At 70.6% G+C, this 17,095-nt stretch carries 11 protein-coding genes and 2 pseudogenes; 7 read left to right on the forward strand and 6 right to left on the reverse strand.

Annotation, left to right across the window (positions count from 1 at the left end):
• Positions 1-9: 9 nt before the first annotated feature.
• Together CTZ28_RS35180 and CTZ28_RS49755 are read left to right on the forward strand one after the other, a co-directional pair.
• Positions 10-1,860, forward strand: a complete 1,851-nt coding sequence (locus tag CTZ28_RS35180; RefSeq protein WP_121893797.1) for a non-ribosomal peptide synthetase — start codon at positions 10-12, stop codon at positions 1,858-1,860.
• A 51-nt stretch (positions 1,861-1,911) separates the two neighbouring features.
• Positions 1,912-2,088 (forward strand): annotated as a pseudogene (locus CTZ28_RS49755) (isocitrate/isopropylmalate family dehydrogenase); the annotation flags it as partial.
• A gap of 321 nt (positions 2,089-2,409) precedes the next feature.
• Here CTZ28_RS49755 and CTZ28_RS35190 read toward each other — a convergent pair.
• Both CTZ28_RS35190 and CTZ28_RS35195 read right to left on the reverse strand, forming a co-directional pair.
• Positions 2,410-4,284 (reverse strand): AfsR/SARP family transcriptional regulator, encoded by a 1,875-nt coding sequence (locus CTZ28_RS35190; RefSeq protein ID WP_259471959.1) that lies wholly within the window; start codon positions 4,282-4,284, stop codon positions 2,410-2,412.
• 617 nt (positions 4,285-4,901) lie between these two features.
• Positions 4,902-5,815, reverse strand: a pseudogene (locus tag CTZ28_RS35195) (MBL fold metallo-hydrolase).
• Positions 5,816-5,818: 3 nt separating this feature from the next.
• Between CTZ28_RS35195 and CTZ28_RS35200 the strand changes: the two are divergent.
• Together CTZ28_RS35200 and CTZ28_RS35205 are read left to right on the forward strand one after the other, a co-directional pair.
• Positions 5,819-6,808, forward strand: coding sequence for a cupin domain-containing protein (locus tag CTZ28_RS35200; protein ID WP_472926676.1), 990 nt, complete (start codon positions 5,819-5,821; stop codon positions 6,806-6,808).
• Between the two features lie 185 nt (positions 6,809-6,993).
• A complete protein-coding gene (locus tag CTZ28_RS35205) occupies positions 6,994-7,515 on the forward strand; it encodes a DUF302 domain-containing protein (protein WP_259471953.1) in 522 nt (173 codons plus the stop codon).
• 326 nt (positions 7,516-7,841) lie between these two features.
• On the opposite strand, the gene CTZ28_RS35210 is transcribed toward CTZ28_RS35205, so the two are convergent.
• A complete protein-coding gene (locus CTZ28_RS35210) occupies positions 7,842-9,416 on the reverse strand; it encodes an MFS transporter (RefSeq protein WP_121893799.1) in 1,575 nt (524 codons plus the stop codon).
• A 401-nt stretch (positions 9,417-9,817) separates the two neighbouring features.
• Here CTZ28_RS35210 and CTZ28_RS35215 point away from each other — a divergent pair, with 401 nt between their 5' ends.
• Complete coding sequence (locus CTZ28_RS35215) at positions 9,818-10,813, forward strand: Lrp/AsnC family transcriptional regulator (protein ID WP_121893800.1); 996 nt, start codon at positions 9,818-9,820, stop codon at positions 10,811-10,813.
• A gap of 209 nt (positions 10,814-11,022) precedes the next feature.
• Here CTZ28_RS35215 and CTZ28_RS35220 read toward each other — a convergent pair whose 3' ends face one another.
• The 3 genes from CTZ28_RS35220 to CTZ28_RS35230 all read right to left on the reverse strand — a co-directional run bounded on the left by CTZ28_RS35220 (position 11,023) and on the right by CTZ28_RS35230 (position 14,876).
• A complete protein-coding gene (locus CTZ28_RS35220) occupies positions 11,023-12,966 on the reverse strand; it encodes a glycoside hydrolase family 5 protein (protein WP_121893801.1) in 1,944 nt (647 codons plus the stop codon).
• 413 nt (positions 12,967-13,379) lie between these two features.
• The gene (locus CTZ28_RS35225) at positions 13,380-13,736 is read right to left on the reverse strand and encodes an ATP-binding protein (RefSeq protein ID WP_259471960.1); all 357 of its coding nucleotides are present in this window, start codon (positions 13,734-13,736) and stop codon (positions 13,380-13,382) included.
• Between the two features lie 564 nt (positions 13,737-14,300).
• The gene (locus tag CTZ28_RS35230; RefSeq protein ID WP_121893803.1) at positions 14,301-14,876 is read right to left on the reverse strand and encodes a TetR/AcrR family transcriptional regulator; all 576 of its coding nucleotides are present in this window, start codon (positions 14,874-14,876) and stop codon (positions 14,301-14,303) included.
• A 70-nt stretch (positions 14,877-14,946) separates the two neighbouring features.
• On the opposite strand from CTZ28_RS35230, the gene CTZ28_RS35235 reads away from it, so the two are divergent.
• The gene (locus tag CTZ28_RS35235; RefSeq protein WP_121893804.1) at positions 14,947-15,840 is read left to right on the forward strand and encodes an NADP-dependent oxidoreductase; all 894 of its coding nucleotides are present in this window, start codon (positions 14,947-14,949) and stop codon (positions 15,838-15,840) included.
• Positions 15,841-16,058: 218 nt separating this feature from the next.
• Positions 16,059-16,985, forward strand: coding sequence for an IS5 family transposase (locus CTZ28_RS35240; RefSeq protein ID WP_121893805.1), 927 nt, complete (start codon positions 16,059-16,061; stop codon positions 16,983-16,985).
• Positions 16,986-17,095: the final 110 nt, after the last annotated feature.

A 17,095-nucleotide genomic window follows, 5' to 3' on the forward strand; every position in this document is an offset into this window, starting at 1 on the left:
GGAGGAACCGTGAACGACACCCCGCACGTGACGACTCCGCCGCGCCCGGCGGACCTCAGCATCGCCCACAGCGATCCCGCGGTCCGGCACACCGGGGGCCGCGGCGCCGACCCGGTGCTCGCCGACTTCGAGGACCGGGTGCGGCACACCCCTGGGGCGATGGCGGTCGACGACCGAGGACGCGACTGGACCTACAGCGAATTGAGCACGGCCGCCGACACCGTTGCCGACGCGCTGCGTCCCGGAGTCCGTCCCGGGGACGTCGTGGCCATGTGCCTTGAGCACTCAGCGCTGCTCACCGCGGCCACTGTCGCCCTCGCCCGCCTCGGCGCCGTACACGTACTGCTCGCGGCGCGGCCCCCCGAGAGCCGGCTGCTCGCCCTCGCCGAAGCGGTCCGGCTCACCTGCGTCCTCGGTGATCCCGGCCAGGCCCTGCCACTCGACACCACCACCGTCGACGTGCCGGGACCCGCGGGGACCGTGCAACGGCTGCGGGTGAACACACCCCCGCACGACACCTCCGCGACACGCCTGCCGCCCGGCGCCCGGTACGCCGTGCTCACCTCCGGATCCACCGGAATCCCGAAGGTCGTCCTCGTCGGCGCGGACTCCCTCGCCCGCGTCGTCGCCTGGTACCGCGACCGGGCCGGCCTCGGCACCGGCGCCCGGCAGAGCCTCTTCATGCACACCGCCTTCGACCCGCACTTCCTGGAACTGTGGTCCGGTCTGTCGTCCGGCGCCACCCTCGTCGTCGCGCCGCAGGAGGCGCGCGGCGACGCGGCGGCGGTCACCGACTGGTGGACCCGGTCCCGCGTCACCTCCGCGGTGCTGCCCACGCCGCTCGCCGAGACCGTCCTGGACCGCGCCTGGCCGGCAGAGGTTCCCCTGAAATACCTGTGCATCGGCGGCGACCGGCTGCGGCGCAGGCCCGGCACCGATGTCACCGCACAGGTGGACAACGTGTACGGGCCCACGGAGGCGACCATCGCCACGACCTTCCACCCCCTCGACCCGGCCGAGGCCGGCGCCACCGGGGCACCCCCCATCGGGCGGCCCCTGGGCGGCGCCATCGCCTACGTCACCGACGCCGACGGCGCCCTCGTGCCCCGCGGCACACCGGGCGAACTGCGCATCGGCGGGCCGGTCCTCGCGCTCGGCTACCTCGACGAGGAGCTCACGGCCCAGCGCTTCCCGGTAGCCCCCGCGGGAAGCGGCGACAGCGGACGCGTGTACCGCACCGGCGACCGCGTCGTGATGGGCCCCGACGGGGTCCTCGACTTCCTCGGCCGCATGGACGACCAGCTGAAGATCAGCGGCGTGCGCGTCGAACCCGGCGAGATCGAGGCCGCACTCGAGAGCGACGCACGAGTGAGCCGGGCCGTCGTCGCCTCCCGCGGCGGCGACAAGGTCCTCGCCTTCGTCCTCGCCGTGCCGGGCGAGAAACCCGACGCCGCCGACCTCCTCGCCCACGCCGCCCGCAGACTGCCCGAACAGGTCGTCCCCGCGCGCGTCCGGATCGTCGACGCGTTCCCGTACGACGCCAACGGCAAGGTCGACCGCAAGGCGCTGCTCGCCGAGGAGGAGCAGCGCACCGGCGCCGGCCTGCACGACGGCAGCGCCACAGCGGACGAACGTCGCGTGCTGGAGCACTGCCGCAGCATCCTCGACAACCCCACCCTCGGCCTCGACGACAACTTCGCCCGCGCGGGCGGCGCGTCCATCGACGTGGCCCGACTGCTCACCCAGCTCGAACACGACTGCGGCGTGCGCCTGCGCGCCTCCCAGGTGATGCGCCAGCCGCACCTGCGCGCCATCGCCGCACTGCTCGCGGCCGAGAAGGCCGGCCGGCTGCCCGTCTGACGGACACCAGAGCCCGGCACGTCCACCGCGCCGGGCACCGCGGCCCTCCCGCTGGTCAGGGACCCGAAGCCCTACGAGGGCGTCCTCGCCCCCAACCTGTTCGGCGACATCATCAGCGACATCGGCGCCGCCCTGATGGGCGGACTCGGCCTGGCGTCGAGCGTCAGCATCTGCCCGGAGACCGGCTTCGCACTGTGCGAACCGGTCCACGGCAGCGCCCCCGACGCCTGCGGCAAGGCGGCGACACCCGACCTGGGCGGCACCGGGACCACCCGGCAGTTCATGGCCGAGGTCACGGACCTGATCGAGCGGAGGCTCACCGCCGTGTGGGCACCGGGGACGTTGCCACCGGCGGCCACGAACAGGCTCGCGCCACCGACCCTGCACGGCGGGTGCGGCAGCAGCACTCCGTGCCCGAGTACCTGGGTGCGGCCACTCCCGTACCAGGAGCACAAGTACGGCCGTGGCGAGCGCTGTGAACAGACGGCCCATCTCAAATCTCCTCTGCGTCCGGTCCGTTGGACCCGCTGCCGCTTGCCTCTGCCGTGGTCAACGAGTGCTATCGGCAGCGCTCCGCCCGTCCAGTGCTCCGACCCCGGTCCCGGACCGAACATTGTTCGCCCCCGTCAACTCGGCCGCGTAATCGCACAGCAGAGGATGCATGCGGTAGCGGCCCGGCGTCGCCTCGGCCAGCAGCGACGCCTCCTTGAGCTCCTGCACGACGGCGTCCGTATGGAGGGCGGACATCCCGAGCCGGCCGGCGACATCGGCGAGCGTGACCTCGATGCCTCGAAATCCCGCAAACAGGCGGAAGAGCTGCGCGGCTCTGCCGGACAGCGCCTCGTACGAACCCGCGAAGGCCCCACGCAGATCAGTGGCGGCGTCCCTGCCGATCCGGAAGGCGTCCAGCGAGCCGTGCGTGTCGTCGAGGCCCCGCGCGACGGCGCCCAGCGGCCTGTCCGTCCCGTCCCCCGCCTGGGCCGCCACCACGGCCAGGGCCAGAGGCAGACGTCCGCAGCGGTCGGCGATCGCGTCCAGGACAGGACGCACCGCAGGCCGACCGCGTCCTGCCAAGCGCTCGGCGAGGAAGGCCCTGGCCTCGGTCGGCGTGAACTCCGCGAGTACGACGCGCCGCACGTTGTGCGTCACCACGAGCCCTGTCGCCTGCACCCGGCTGGTGACGAGCACGACACTGCTGGCCGCGCCGGGCAGCAGCATGCGGATCTGCTCCGTGTCCCGGGCGTTCTCCAGGAGAACGAGGTACCTCCTGCCGGCCAGAAGCGAGCGGAAGAGCGACGCGCGTTCATCCGCCTCCGCGGGAAGGGCCGCGGCCGGAACGCCGACGCCGGCCAAGAGCCGTTTCAGCGCCTCCATCACGGTCATGGGAGGACCCGAAGAACCCGGTCCGCCCAGATCCAGAAAGAGCTGTCCGTCCGGGAAGCCGGGAGCGAGACGGTGAGCACAGTGCAGGGCGAGCGTCGTCTTTCCCACCCCGGGCATGCCCTCGACGACCAGCACCGCGACGCCCTCCCTCACGGCGTCGACCAGGCGGGAGATCGTGCCCACCCGTCCCGTGACGACTGGGGCCTTCGGTAACTGAGCCGGCTGCGGCGGGCTGAAACCGGTGCGCGTGGGACGGGTCGCCGGCCCTTCGGCGCTGGGTGCGGCCTCGTTCTCCTCGGGCCACAGGAGGGTCTCGTCACGGTCGAGGATGCGTCGCTGCGTCAGGCACAGACTCGGCGAGGGCTCGACGCCCAGCTGCTCTCTGAGCAGCTCCCTGGTCTCCCGGAAGACGGCCAAGGCGTCGGCCTGCCGGTTCGCACGGTACAGACACGTCATCAACAAGTCGCGAAGCCCCTCGTCCAGAGGGTTCTCGGCCGTCAGCTCGAACAGGTCAGCGGCGACCTCATGGTGCGCTCCGAGCGCCATCCTGCACCGCAGCAGCGCACTCTGCGCTGCCAGACGCGACTCGGTGAGCCACCGTCGTCTGGAGTCGGCGAACGGCCCCGGGATGCCGGCCAGCGGTTCGCCCCGCCACAGCCGCAGGCCCGCTTCGTAGAGCGAAGCGGCCTTCCGCGGATGGCCTGACAGCCGCTCGGCCTGGGCACGCGCCACGCACCGTCGGAACTCTTCGAGGTCGACGACATCGTCGTCGACGCTGAGCGCGTAAGCCCGGTCGGGAGTTCGGGGTAGACCGATTCCCGTCGTTTTCAAAGCCTTCCGGAGAAGGTATACGTGCGTGCGCACCGTTTCGGAGGCGGTGCGCGGCGGGCCGTCGCCCCACAGAGCCTCGACGAGTTTCCCGGTACTGAGCTTCCTTCCGCTGGAGAGGAGCAGCGCGGCGAAGATGGCGCGCTGTTTCGGACTGGTTACTTTTGTCTCGATCCCGGCATGATGCAACGCAAGCGGGCCTAAGACGCTCACGGTGAACAAGTCAACCTGCCCAGGGGGTGGGGGATGATTTCAACGACGACATGGAGCAGCGCGCCCAACGCGGGTACGGACACGTCGACAGGGACCGGGTGCTTCGGCCGGCCATGCGGTCGACGGCGGGCGAAACGGCGCTGAACGAAAGGATTCGGGGAACCGGACCGTTACGGGGACGACGCACAAAATCGTAGTCGGGTCGGGGCGTAACGACGCAACGACGCAAAACCGTCACAGTCCGGGAGTGATCCCGCTGATATTACGGCTGGTGGTCGTGCTGATGTGGATCGCTAAAAGGCGCTAAAGGGTGTCCCATAATCGACCTGTAGGTATGTCGAGGCATGCCAGGCAGCCGGCGCGGGTCCGCCGGACGGCTTGGCTGCCACCGCTCTCCGGGCGGAAGCTCCGGGTGAAGGCCCGTTCGCCCATGGCCGTCCTCGCGGCCCAAACGGCGTTGCTGACGCCGGCGTCTGTCGTCCAGATCGCCCTCGACCTGCCGGCTGGATGCCGATGCCCGTGCTCACCGGAGCCGACCCGACCACACGACGCCTCCTCGCCCATCGCAGCGACCCCGGCCGCGATCCGGGACCAAACGCGAGAGACGGGCCAGAGTCTCACTCGGTGACTGAGGCTCTCCTCTTCGGACTTGCTGTTGCCCATGGGCCGAGGGTGAACCCACCACTCTCCTGCCGGACTTCGACAGCACCCGTACCACCGAAGTGCGCAGGGACGAGCAGTTCCCGTTCGTCGGCTGCCCGCTGGAGAACCCGACGGCGACTGGCCGCCGCTTGTTCCGGGGCCAGGCAAGCGTTGCTGTTGCAGCAGGGTTGAAGGATCTGCACCGGACTGTGCACCAGATCTCCGACGAAGACCGCCCGGTCGCTCGCGGATACGAGCCGTAGCACAGAGGAACCGGGAGTGTGGCCGGGCGCGGACTCCAGGGTGAGGTGTTCGTCGATGCGGTGCAGGCCGTCCCACAGCACGGCCTGCCCGGCGTGGTGGATGGGCGCGATGCTGTCTTCGTAGATCAGGCGGTCGACCGCATGCAGGCGCCGTTCCCGTACGCGTTGTCCGGACCGTAGTGGAAGTCGTCTGCGGCAGGAATGAGGTATTGCGCATGGGGAAACGTCGGTACCCATTCCCCGTCCGCGTCGACGGTGTTCCAGCCGACGTGATCGACCTGGAGGTGGGTGTTGACGACGACATCGACATCCTGCGGGCGAACATCAGCCCTCGCCAGGACGCTGAGGAAATCACCCTGACATCGGTGGAACGGCGGCATACCCGGTCGCTCCCGCCCGTTGCCTGCTCCGGTGTCGACCAAGACGGTCCGCCCACTGCTGCGCAGCACCCACGTCTGCAGCGCAAGCACCGCCCAGTCACTGTCCGGCTCCCAGTGGTCCGGCGCCAGCCAGTCCTCGTTGTCCTTCCATACGCCCGCGGCAGCCTCCGGAACTATGCCGGAAGCAGGCGCGAACGGTCTCTGCCACTCAACAACCCGGATGACCTCGACATCCCCCAGCACCATGCGCTGCACGTGGTGAGCGACGCGATCTCTGCCGTACACCTCGGGCACCCCTCGTCCCACCGGGTGCGGGTGAGCGGGAGTTGGTGCGTGCGGCTCGACCCGTACGACGGTGCGGGCTTCTACGTAGTCCTGAGGGGCAGCTGCTGGCTGCTGTCCGACGGCGGCGCACCGGTGTCTCTCGGAGTGGGCGACGCGGTGCTGCTGCCTCATGGCACAGGCCATGTGATCGCCGATTCCCCGGTCGTTGCGGCGGTCGCCGAGGAGAAGGCGGTCCCGTTCGAGCGATGGCTTGCGGGTACAGGACCGCGAGCCCGGATTGATCGCGACGAGGTGGAAATGCTCTGTGGCAAGTACTGGCTCGACTGCAGCCGCCTGCACCCGCTCTTGACCGAGCTACCTGAAGTCGTCCACCTTCCCAGCCGAGTAGGCAGCCACCTCGAACTCCGCGCTGCGATCGACCTGCTCGCCGGTGAACTGGACGAGAGGCGGCCCGGCTCCTGTATCGCGCTCCCGAGCCTGCTCGACCTCCTCCTCGTATACATCATCCGTTCCTGGATGACCGAGGCCACCAGCGGGGCCTGGCCTCGCGTACTGGGCGACCCGGTGACGGCCGCCGCCCTGCGGGCGATGCATACAAACCCGGCCGCCCCGTGGAGCAACGACCGGCTGGCCGCGGAGGTGGGTGTCTCCCGTCCCACGTTGGCGCGCCGGTTCACCACCCTGGTCGGCCGCCCTTCGATGACGTACCTCACGTGGTGGCGCCTGATCCTTGCCGCCACCCTGCTCCGAGATACGTCGGACACCTTGGCCACCGTCGCCGGCCGAGTCGGCTACGGCAGCCCGTACGCACTCTCACACGCCTTCGAAAGGGAGTTCGTACGCCGGGACGGTATCGAGCGCAGGCCGCGCGGCGGCCGCCGGTCCGCTCCCGCTCGCCCCTGTCACCCACTTGGCAATGCGTGCGCACACCGCAGTCACTCACGGTGTCGGTAACGTGCTGTTCCGTCGCCGCGTCGGTGCGGCACTTCGCAGTTGCACCGGGTGGGGTGGGCCGGCCCGATCTGATGGGAGTCAAGCACGTCGTCCGTCGACAGCGGATCAGGATGGCACCAAGGGCGTGGTTTCACTGCCTCTCGCGTATCGGCCGATAATCGAGAACAAGTTGAAGGAGAGACCCCATGGGCACGGGGCTTTCGGTGAGTACGAGCCGGCACGAGGTGCAGCGGCTCGCCGTACCGCTCGGACAGCCGTACTCGGAGGCGATCCGCTCGTACGAGGAGGCTGTCCCGGTGATGGACCAGACGCAGTTCTCCGGCCTGCGGGACTGGGACGCGGTGGTGGCCAAGGTGGAGGAGATTGCGCCGCTGGGGTTCATGCGGTTCTGGAGCGCCGAGGTGCCGCCGTTCATGGCCGGCTCGGGATCGTCCCTTTGGGACTGCACGGAATACTTGATGGGCAATCACGTGATCGCCGAGCAGATGTACCGGTACAACCCGACGGTGATGATGTACGCCCCACTGCGCCTGCTCATTCAGGCCGATGAGAACGGGGACGGCGTCCTGGTCATCGATCAGCCCAGCACCCTGCTCGACAGTTTCGGTGACCCGCGCATCTCTGAGGTCGGCCGTCTGCTGGACAGCAAGGTGGCTGGCCTGCTCAGCGCCCTCGGCGCGCAGCCCCCGGCCGAGCTGATCCACTGAAGCGGGACCCCATCGCAGGTGCAGTCCGTTGACGAGGCCCGTGCCGTTGGACTGCTCGTCGCGCGAACTGATGGCCCATGTTGTTCTGTCGGTGATCAAACCCGAAGGGTTCCTCTGCGGGCCGGGCCGCCCGGCACACCCCCACAGACAGCGCACGACTGCTGACCGAACACCCCGCCACCCGCCACCGGCAACGGCCCCGACACCGTGACCGCCTTCCTCGCCGTCGCTGGCCCCCAGGTCCAGGAACCACCCCCCCGGGGGGCCTGGACCTGGTCAAGACCGACCGGCCCTGTGCCGCGTCGGCCCCGCACCCGCAGGGCGTGTCAGGCGCCCTCGTTCACCACAGCCTCGGGCTGCTTGGGGCTGCTCGGTGTCGACGCGGCCGATTCCCGTACGACCTTCGCCGTTCCCGTACGGTTCGCGCGAGGGCGCAGGAGGACGAAGGCGAGAACGGCCGCCAGGAACGTCAGCGCGGCCGAGACGGTCAGACACAGGCGCATGCCGTCGAGAAAGGCGTCGCCTACGGCACCCCAGACCTGGCCGGTCCGTGCGCCGAGCGGTACCGAGGCGGCCGCGCCGAGACCGTCGTCGCGGACCGCCTCGGTGAGCCGGTCGGCGAGGGGGCCGTCGACACCGGCGTCGGAGAGCCGGCCGGGCAGCGCGGAGGCGGCGCGACTGGTGAGGAGGGCGCCGAGCACGGCGGGGCCGAGCGCGCCGCCGACCTGTCGGAAGGCGTTGTTCCCCGCGGCGGCCATCCCGGCGAGCGGGTGCGGCACGGAGGCAACGGCGACGGCCGTCATCGGTGTCGTCACGAAGCCCATGCCGAGGCCCAGCAGGACCAGCCGCCAGGAGAGCGAGCCGAAGGACGTGCTCGCATCGGCGTCGAGCAGTGTGAGCAGCGCGGCGGTCACCATGAGCAGCCCTGCGGTGATCAGGAGACGCGGCGAGACTTTGTGCATGATGCGTCCGGCGACGCCGCTGACGAGCAGCGCGGCCCCGGTGATCAAGAGCATCCGCCAGGCGGTGCCGAGGGTGTCGAGGTGCTGGACCATGCCGAAGTAGAGGCTCAGCACGAAAAAGAAACCGATCATGCCGAGGAACATGACCATGGCCACGAGGGTGGTGGCGGTGAAGCCGGGGCTGCGGAAGAGCGCGAGGTCGAGCATGGGATGCGCGGAGCGCCGCTCGGCCACGACGAAGAGGGTCCCGCTGATGACCGCGACGGCGAGCGCGAGGACGACCTGCGTGTCACCGAAGGAACCCTCGCCGCCCTGGATGACTCCGTAGACGAGTGCGGTGATGGCGAGCGCGGCGGTGATCTGTCCGGGCCAGTCCAGTTGTCCGATGCGCGGGGCACGGGACTCGGGCAGCAGTTTCAGGGAGAAGCCGAAAGCGAGCAGCGCGACGGGAATCGGCACGAGGAAGATCCACCGCCAGCCCGTGTGGCCCAGGATCACCCCGGCGATCACGCCGCCGACGGCAAGGGCGCCGAGCAGGCACATCGCCCAGAAGCCGATGAACTTCCCGCGCTCGCGGTGGTCGGGCACGGCGTGGCTGATGAGTGCGAGCGTCGTCGGCAGCAGTGCGGCCGCACCGATCCCGGAGAGCGCCTGGCCGGCCCAGAGTTGGCCGATCGAGTGTGCGGTGAGCGACGTCGCGGCGCCGGCGGCGGAGAGCAGCAGCCCGGCGAGATAGACCTTCTTGCGGCCGTGGACGTCGCCGAACACCCCGGCGGTGAGGATGAAGGCGGCCATCGGCAGCACGAAGGCGTCCGAGACCCACGACAGTTGGGAGGTGTTCGTGGAGAGCGCCGACTGGATGGCGGTAAGGCTCACCGAGACGCTTGTCACCGGCAGGTAGGCGACGAAGACCCCGAGGCAGGCCATGAGGAGCGTCACGTGGCGACGGGGCTCAGCGGCGGGCGGTGGCTGGGACAAGAGGACTCCTTCTGGGCACCGGAACCCCGGCGCGAGGGACGAGTGTGGACACACGAGCCGTGCGACAGGTCCGGCCGTACGGACCGGGGTGGGCGATGTGTCGCGCTCACCATGGCCGAACGGAACGGGCGGCGACAGTGCCGACCGGCCTCGACGGAGCGCGCGCCGGGCCCCTCCGCGTACGGAACGCAGCACCTGTCCGGTACACCGGACGGCGCTCTCGCTGCGGACCGCCGGGGTGCGGTGTGAACCCGCCCGTGCATCCTCCGGAAGTCTCCGCCACACTCGACGATTCCCCCAAATCCCTGCCGATCATATGGGGAAAACCGCTGTACCCGGGTGTTTCATGCGATGATCCCGCCATGCTCGACCCTCTGGACAGTCTTATCCTCCACGCGCTTCACGTGGTGCCGCGCGCTCCCTTCCGTGTGATCGGGGAGGCGGTGGGGGCGTCGGAACAGACCGTGGCACGACGCTACCGAGCGATGCAGCGCACAGGCACCGTGCGGGTCGTGGGGCTCGTCAACCCGGTGGTGCACGGGCTCGTGGCGAGCATCGCGCGGATCACGCTGAGCCCGGACAGGACCGACGCGCTGGCCGAGGCCGTGGCCCGGCTGCCCGAGATCTCCTTCGCGAACATTTCCTTCGGCGGCTCGGAGATCGTCTGCGCGATGCAAATGCCCCACGACGGCCGGATGCCGGAAGTGCTGCGCCAACTCGCCCGCTTCCCGGGGGTGGCGGAGCTCACCACGCGTATGGTGCTGCACGCCTATTCCCCACCTGGCGCCTACTGGGGGCGACTTGGCCCTTCGCTGCCGGAGGAGGCGGTGGCGCTGCTCATCGAGCGCCACCCGCGTCAGGAACGGCAGGGCCCGCCGGCCGAGTTGCGCGAGGAGGACGGAGCGCTGCTCGCCGTCCTCGCCGAGGACGGCCGAGCGAGCCAGGCCACGCTGGCCGAGCACACCGGCTGGACCACCGGCCGGATCGCGCGCCGCATGGAGATCCTGGAGCGCTCGGGCACACTCCTCTACGACGTGGACCTGGTTCCGGAGCATCTGGGTTACCCCTTCGGCGCGGCGCTGTGGATGCGTACCTCCCCCGAGCGGCTGCACGAGACGGGCACGGCCGTCGCCGCGCTTCCCCGCGTCGTCTTCGCCGCGGCCACGAGCGGCGACGAGAACCTCATGGTGATCGTGATGTGCACGGACGCCGCAGACTTCTACGACTTCCTCAGCCGCAGTCTCGCCACGGTGCCCGGCATAACCGGCTACACGGCGAGCGTCCGGCTGCGTACCGTCAAACAGGCCGCGTCGCTCGTCCACCGAGGGCGGCTGGTGCCTCCGCTCCCGCGACTGTGAGGGCAGCAAAGGGAGAACGGACGCGGTCGTGACGGCGGCGCAGGCGCCCGACGGCTCGTGCCGGCCCCCACGTGGTCGTCGAGGCGCACGACACGCACCGGGACGGTGGCCGCGTGAGCGCCGCCCCCCGGCCACCTCAGGGGCCGGCGCGCTCCCAGCAGAGTGGGCGCAGCCGGGCCGGCCACCACCGTGCCGACCACGGCGGGCGGTCACGACAGCGTGCGGCACAGGAGCGCGTCGGGGCCGGGGTAGGCGGCGAAACGGGTGGTGAAGGCGATGCCGGCCGCGTACTCGTCGTCGGCGCACTGGCCCTTGTAGTCCTGGTGGGCGAAGTCGCCGCCCGAGGCGCCGGAGGGCCGGTTGTCGGAGCGGTCGAACCACACCGTGCGCGAGCCGCCGCCCAGCGCCGTCCTGGCGGGCACGCACAGCGCCGCCGACGTACGTGTTCCGCGGTGGCTGTAGCCGATGAGGAAGTCACCGGCCGGGCACTGGAGCTTGGTGTACCCGGAGGCCCAGTCGCCGCCCGAGGGGACGTAGCGCTCGTCGGTGACGACGACCTGGGCGGAGCCGCTCGCCCGCAGGTCGCCCGCCGTGGCATCGGTGCACAGACCGCGGCCGGAGGTATGGCCGAGTCCGGTGAGCCGCAGTCCGTCGGGGCAGACGGCCTTGGAGGCGCCGGAGTCCCAGTCGCCCTGGGCGCGCACCCGCAGCGACTGGACGTAGTCGCCGTGGTCGGTGTTCAGCATGCGCCACACGGGAGTCGCGGGCACCGCGCCGGTGAGGGTGGGTGCGGTCATCAGGTGGTCCCAGGCGGTGGCGCGCCAGTCGGAGTCGTCGAGCAAGCCGTGCCGGCCGCCCTGCGCGTCGTAGCGCAGCAGGGCCCAGCCGTCGTGGCCCTCCCAGCCGACCAACGGCCAGTAGGCGAAGTCGGTGTCGTGGTCGGCGAAGTAGTCGGTGATGTTGCCGAACCAGGCGCGGGCCGCGGTACCGGTCTCACCGGCGCCGATGCCGAACTCGCTGATCCACACCGGTGCGGTGTAGTGCCTGCCGTTCTCCTCGACGAAGAACGCCTCGTCGTACAGGGCCTGGTAGAGGTCGCTGCGACTGAGGTCCTGATAGCGGGCGTCATGGGTCTCGCCGATACCGGTGGCGCCGCTGTGGCTGGGTCCTGTGTAGCCGTAGAAGTGGGCGGAGTAGACGAGCTTGCGGCTGTCGACCAGGGCGTGCGACAGGGTGCCGGCGGGAGTCAGCTGGGGGCGGCCGTGCGGGAGCCCGTCGACTGGCAGCCCGGTCCAGTTGATGCCCTCGATCACGATCAGCAGGTTAGGGTTCGCCTCGGTGAGGATGCGGTCGGCGGCGAGTTGGGCGGCCGTGAACCAGTCATGGGCGTCGCCCGCGCCCCAGTTGGGGTCGTCGAGGACGTCGCGGCGTACCTCGTTGTAGAGATCGGCGCCCACCACGCCCGGTTCGTTCGCGTACCGGCCGGCCATGAACACCCAGTCGTCCGCCCACTGTTGGGTGCTCTGGCTGCTGTTCCAGCGCTCGTTGCCGTCCAGGCCACAGCACCAGCGGGAGGTGTTCGTGTGGTTGTTGAGGATCACGGCGAAACCGGCGTCGGACAGCGCCGCGACCACCGCGTCGAAGACCTGGAGCGGGGTGTCGCCGCGCAGTTGCGGATTGGCGGCCACGGCCGAGTCGGGGACGGTGGCCGTCGCGTGGATCATCGCGTTGGAGAACGGCAACCGGACGCTGTTGATGCCGAGTTCACGGAAGTCCGACATCAGCTGGGACAGCGGCGCCCGGTCCAGGCCCAGCGGGATGCCGTGCGAGTTCTGACCCGCGTGGTGGTTCGCGTCGTCGGACTCGCTGCCGCTGCCCGTCCAGGAGCCCTGCGCGCCGTCCCAGTTGGCCGACTTCAGCCGGAACCTGTCGCCGTTCGCGTCGACGATGTAGCGTCCGCGGGTGGACAGCGGGGGCTGCCAGGTCCTGGCGGCGGTGGTTGCGGTGGCGGCGGTCCGTTCGGCCGCCGCGGACGCTGGAAGCGTGATCGCGGACGCCGTTGGAGGCGGGGCGGCCAAGGCCGCGGGTGCGCCGGTTCCGAGCAGCAGTGCCGTACCGAGTGTCAGGAACTTGACAATACGGGACTTCGACATCGTTTTCCTCGACAGGAGAAGGCAGGGGCACGAGAGGGGGGTGGTCCGGGCGGTGCCCGGAGTGCGTCCCGCACCGCTTGTTTCCCGCTCCCGCACGCCTTCAACCACGCCGCCCTGCGGCCGGGAAGGCCGGCCCGCCGGGCGGCCGTTCGCCGATGCCGCCGCGCGGGCACGGCCCGGCCGGCCCGGCGTTCTGACACTTCGGCCGAGACCACCGGCAGCCGCCACGGGAGGCGATCGGCAACCTGTATGTCCGGCACGCGTATCGCGAGCCAACTGGGTCCTGTCCGGCGGATCTTCACGGCTGGCGCGGGTACGCCTGCGCGGCTGTGTTGCCGAGTTTCCAGGGTGCGCCCATGGCTGACTGAGGATCCGTTTCGAGAGCCGAGCCGCACCGTGTTGCGCCGAAACGGTCACGCGAAAGACGGCCACCGGTTGGTGGCCCACTCCCTCCAGCCCTCCCAGCCGGGGGGCGGGGTGACGGCCCCGCGGCCTCCCAGCTCCGCCGCATCGGGCTCCTCGAAGTGCGCCCGCCCGTACAGGATGTCGGCCTCGGTCATCGGGAGCGTCTCCTCGCGGGCGGTGGCCCACCGATGGGCGATCCGGGCGCGTTGGGTCTCCTCGTTCACCGGCAGGTAGACGATGCGGCAGCACGCGTCCTCGGCCTCCACCAGCCAGCGGATCGCGGACCGTTCGTCCCGGGACCAGCAGCCGTAGTCCACGACGACGTTGGTGCCCAGCTTGACCGCCTCCAAGGCGAGCCAGAGCAATCGAGGCCACGGTGATGGTGTCGTGGAAGACGTAGGCGCGCTTGTCGTAGCGTGTGGCCACGGCACGCGAGTGCTTGAGCTGGTTGATCGTGCGCTCGGCCTCGTTCCGGCGTTTGTAAATCGTCGTTTCGAAGCCGGCGAGTCGTCCGCCCGTGCTGCCTAGGAGCTGTCCGGCCGATCATGTGTGGAGCCAGATGACGAGGGCTGCCGCGGGCCGCCCGCCGCGGGGGAGCCCTCCCGCAAGCGGGCGGCCTGACTGTCGGTCTTCTCCGGGATCGTGTGCCGGATGCCATGCCTGCGCGGGTGGTCGTGGCACGGTCCGCTGCTGCTGGCCTTGTCGGCGGCCAGGCTGGCGGCCCTCTTTCGGGGTCGGTCGGCTCGGGACGCGGGACGCGGATCTTCTCCAGCACGAGCTCGAACTGGCTGCGGTCCACCCGCCCGATGCCCGAGCCGACGACCCAGGCCGGCGGCAGTCACATGATCGGGCGAACAGGTCCGGTACGGGCCGCCCAGGGCAACCCGCATGTGTCGTGGCGCCGGCCGCAGCACGCCGGCGTCCCCGGCTCAGGGCGCGGTGGCTTCCCAGGCCGCCTTGATCATCCGGAAGACCTCGTCCACCGTGGCCTCGGGATCGTCCGCCCGGCAGGCCAGCGCGTAGGCGTCGATGGCGAACCGCGCGGTCGCCCGGCAGGCCGTCGCGCTCCGGGACAGGTGGGGATCGGCGGCCAGCGCCACTGCCAGCGCCTGCGCGTGACGCAGGCTCATCGACTCCTCGTATTCCCGCAGGGCGGGTGATCCCTCGATCATGCGCCGGACGGGGGCACTGCCCTCCGCCGTGCAGTGCCGCACCAGGGCCTGGACCTCGCGGTGCAGCGCCGGGATGAGCGGCTCGAGCGGAGGCCGGTCGGTTACCGCCCGCGTGAGGCGCTGCTCGAAGTCCTGGTCGCGCTCGAACACCAGGGCCTCCTTTGAGGCGAAGTGGGCGAAGACGGTGGTGACGGCCACGTCGGCCTCGGCCGCCACGTCACGGATGCCCACGGCGTCGTACCCGCGCTTCAGGAAGAGGCGCAGCGCGGTGTCAGCGATCTTCTGACGGGTCGCGGCCTTCTTGCGTTCGCGGCGTCCGGACGGCTCGGTCATGCCCTGACACTATCAGGTACGAATCCGTAACCGTTGCGAAATCCTAACGGTTAGGCCTATCTTCGGTCGCATGAGGAAAATCAGTTTCGCCGAGTTCGGCGGTCCCGAGGTCCTGCAACTGGTGGAAGCCGAGGAGCCCCACGCGAGCCCCGGTCGGATACGCATCGCCGTACGGGCGGCGGGTGTCAACCCCGTCGACTGGAGGATCCGGGAGGGCCAGGTCCTGGGAGCCCATCCGGTCGAGCTGCCCGCCGGGGTCGGACTGGACGCCGCCGGGGTGGTGGATGAAGTCGGCGAGGGCGTCGAGGGGGTCGAGGTCGGCGACCGCGTGTTCGGCGAAGGCGCCGACACCTACGCCGAATTCGCCGTGCTGTCAGCTTGGGCCCGGATGCCCGAGGGACTGGCCTTCGAGGAGGCGGCCGGGTACCCGTCGGTGGTGGAGACCGCGCTGCGCATCATCCGCGAGGTCGGCGTGCGGCCCGGGCAGACACTGCTGGTCAGCGGCGCGTCCGGTGGCGTCGGGTCGGCGGTGCTGCAGATCGCCCGCGCACGCGGCATCACGGTGATCGGCACGGCCGGGGCTGCGAACCAGGACTACCTGCGCGGCCTGGGCGCCCTCGCCACGACCTACAACGAGGGCTGGGTCGAACGGGTGCGGCACCTGGGCCGGGTCGACGCGGCCCTCGACCTGGCCGGCTCGGGCGTGATCCGCGAACTCGTCGAGCTGACAGGGGACCCGCGCAAGGTCGTCTCCATCGCCGACCTCGGTGCGCCGCAGCTGGACGTCCGGTTCTCCGGCGTGGCCGGGAGCGTGCCGGACGCGCTCGCCGAGGCCGTCGACCTCATCTCCCGGGGAAGGCTCCACATCCCGGTCGAGAAGTCGTACTCGCTCACCGAGGCAGCGGCGGCGCACACTGACAGCCGCGCCGGCCACACCCGGGGGCGCCGGGTCCTGGTCGTCTGAGCCGCGGCCCGCCCGGCGTCCCGCGCCGAACGGCCGGTCACTAGCGGGTGGTGAAGCGGCATCGGACGAAGCGGGGCGGTTACGCCTCGCCCACCAGGGGCGACCGCGGCGCCCTCTGCCGAGATCCGGTTCAGGCCGTCGGCCTTTCCGGACGGGCCGGTCACCGCCCGGTACGGAGACGGCTAGGACTATCGCCTGTCTCGCTCGTCAGTCCGGGCATGGGGCGGGGTGGTCTCACGGATGTGGAGTGGGAACGGCTGAGGCCGTTCCTGCCGGTCAGCAACAGGCGTTGTGGCAGGTGGCGGGACCATCGGCAGGTGATCGACGGGATTCTCCACCGGGTACGGACGGGTGTTCAGTGGCGTGATCTTCCCGAGCGGTTCGGGCCATGGAAGACCGCTTACGAGCGTCACCGGCTGTGGTCGGCCGACGGGACCTGGGAGCGTCTGCTCCAGCAGGTCCAGGCCGAAGCGGACGCGGCCGACGACATCGACTGGGACGTCTCGGTCGACTCCACGATCGTGCGTGCCCACCAGCATGCGGCCGGCGCCCGCACCGACCCGCCGTCGGCCTCAAAGGGGGGCTGGGCGAGGAAAACACCAGGACGAGACGCCGTGGCAGAGCCTCGTCGCCCGCCTGGTGGAGGTGGTGCGGGAGGCGAGGGCCTGGGCCGCTCACGGGGCGGGTTCACCACCAAAGTCCACCTGAGCGCGGACGGTCGCTGCCGCCCGCTGTCCCTGGTCGTCACCCCGGGGCAGCGGGCGGACTGCACGCAGTTCGAGCCCGTGCTGGAGAAGATCCGTGTTCCCCGGATCGGTCCGGGCAGGCCCCGCAAAAAGCCCGACAGCCTGGCCGCCGATAAGGCCTACAGCAACGGGCCCTGTCGCGCCTACCCGCGCGAACGGGGCATCCGGCACACGATCCCTGAGAAGACCGACAGCCAGGCCGCCCGCCTGCGCAAGGGCTCACGAGGTGGGCGGCCACCGGGCTTCGACGAGGAGCGGTACAAGAAACGCAACACCGTCGAACGGGCCATCAATAAGCTGAAGAACGCCCGAGCCGTCGCGACTCGCTACGACAAGCGCGGCTATGTCTATCTCGGCACCATCACCGCAGCAGCCCTCGTCATCTCGCTCCACACATGATCGCCCGGACAGCTCCTAGTCGGCGTTGGGTGCAGTCGATGTCGATGTCGATGCGATCGCGGAGCGGTCCGGATGGGCTACCGGGTGACACCTCCGACGGTGCCCGGGGC

This window comes from Streptomyces shenzhenensis (assembly GCF_003688995.1).
Classification (GTDB): Bacteria; Actinomycetota; Actinomycetes; order Streptomycetales; family Streptomycetaceae; genus Streptomyces; species Streptomyces shenzhenensis_A.

What these genes read in the sequence shown, in the direction of transcription:
- CTZ28_RS35235 (WP_121893804.1), top strand. Translation starts at nt 14,947, where the DNA reads ATGAGGAAAATCAGTTTCGCCGAGTTCGGCGGTCCCGAGGTCCTGCAA.
- CTZ28_RS35230 (WP_121893803.1), bottom strand. Translation starts at nt 14,876, where the DNA reads ATGACCGAGCCGTCCGGACGCCGCGAACGCAAGAAGGCCGCGACCCGT.
- CTZ28_RS35220 (WP_121893801.1), bottom strand. Translation starts at nt 12,966, where the DNA reads ATGTCGAAGTCCCGTATTGTCAAGTTCCTGACACTCGGTACGGCACTG.
- CTZ28_RS35240 (WP_121893805.1), top strand. Translation starts at nt 16,059, where the DNA reads ATGGGGCGGGGTGGTCTCACGGATGTGGAGTGGGAACGGCTGAGGCCG.
- CTZ28_RS35215 (WP_121893800.1), top strand. Translation starts at nt 9,818, where the DNA reads ATGCTCGACCCTCTGGACAGTCTTATCCTCCACGCGCTTCACGTGGTG.
- CTZ28_RS35205 (WP_259471953.1), top strand. Translation starts at nt 6,994, where the DNA reads ATGGGCACGGGGCTTTCGGTGAGTACGAGCCGGCACGAGGTGCAGCGG.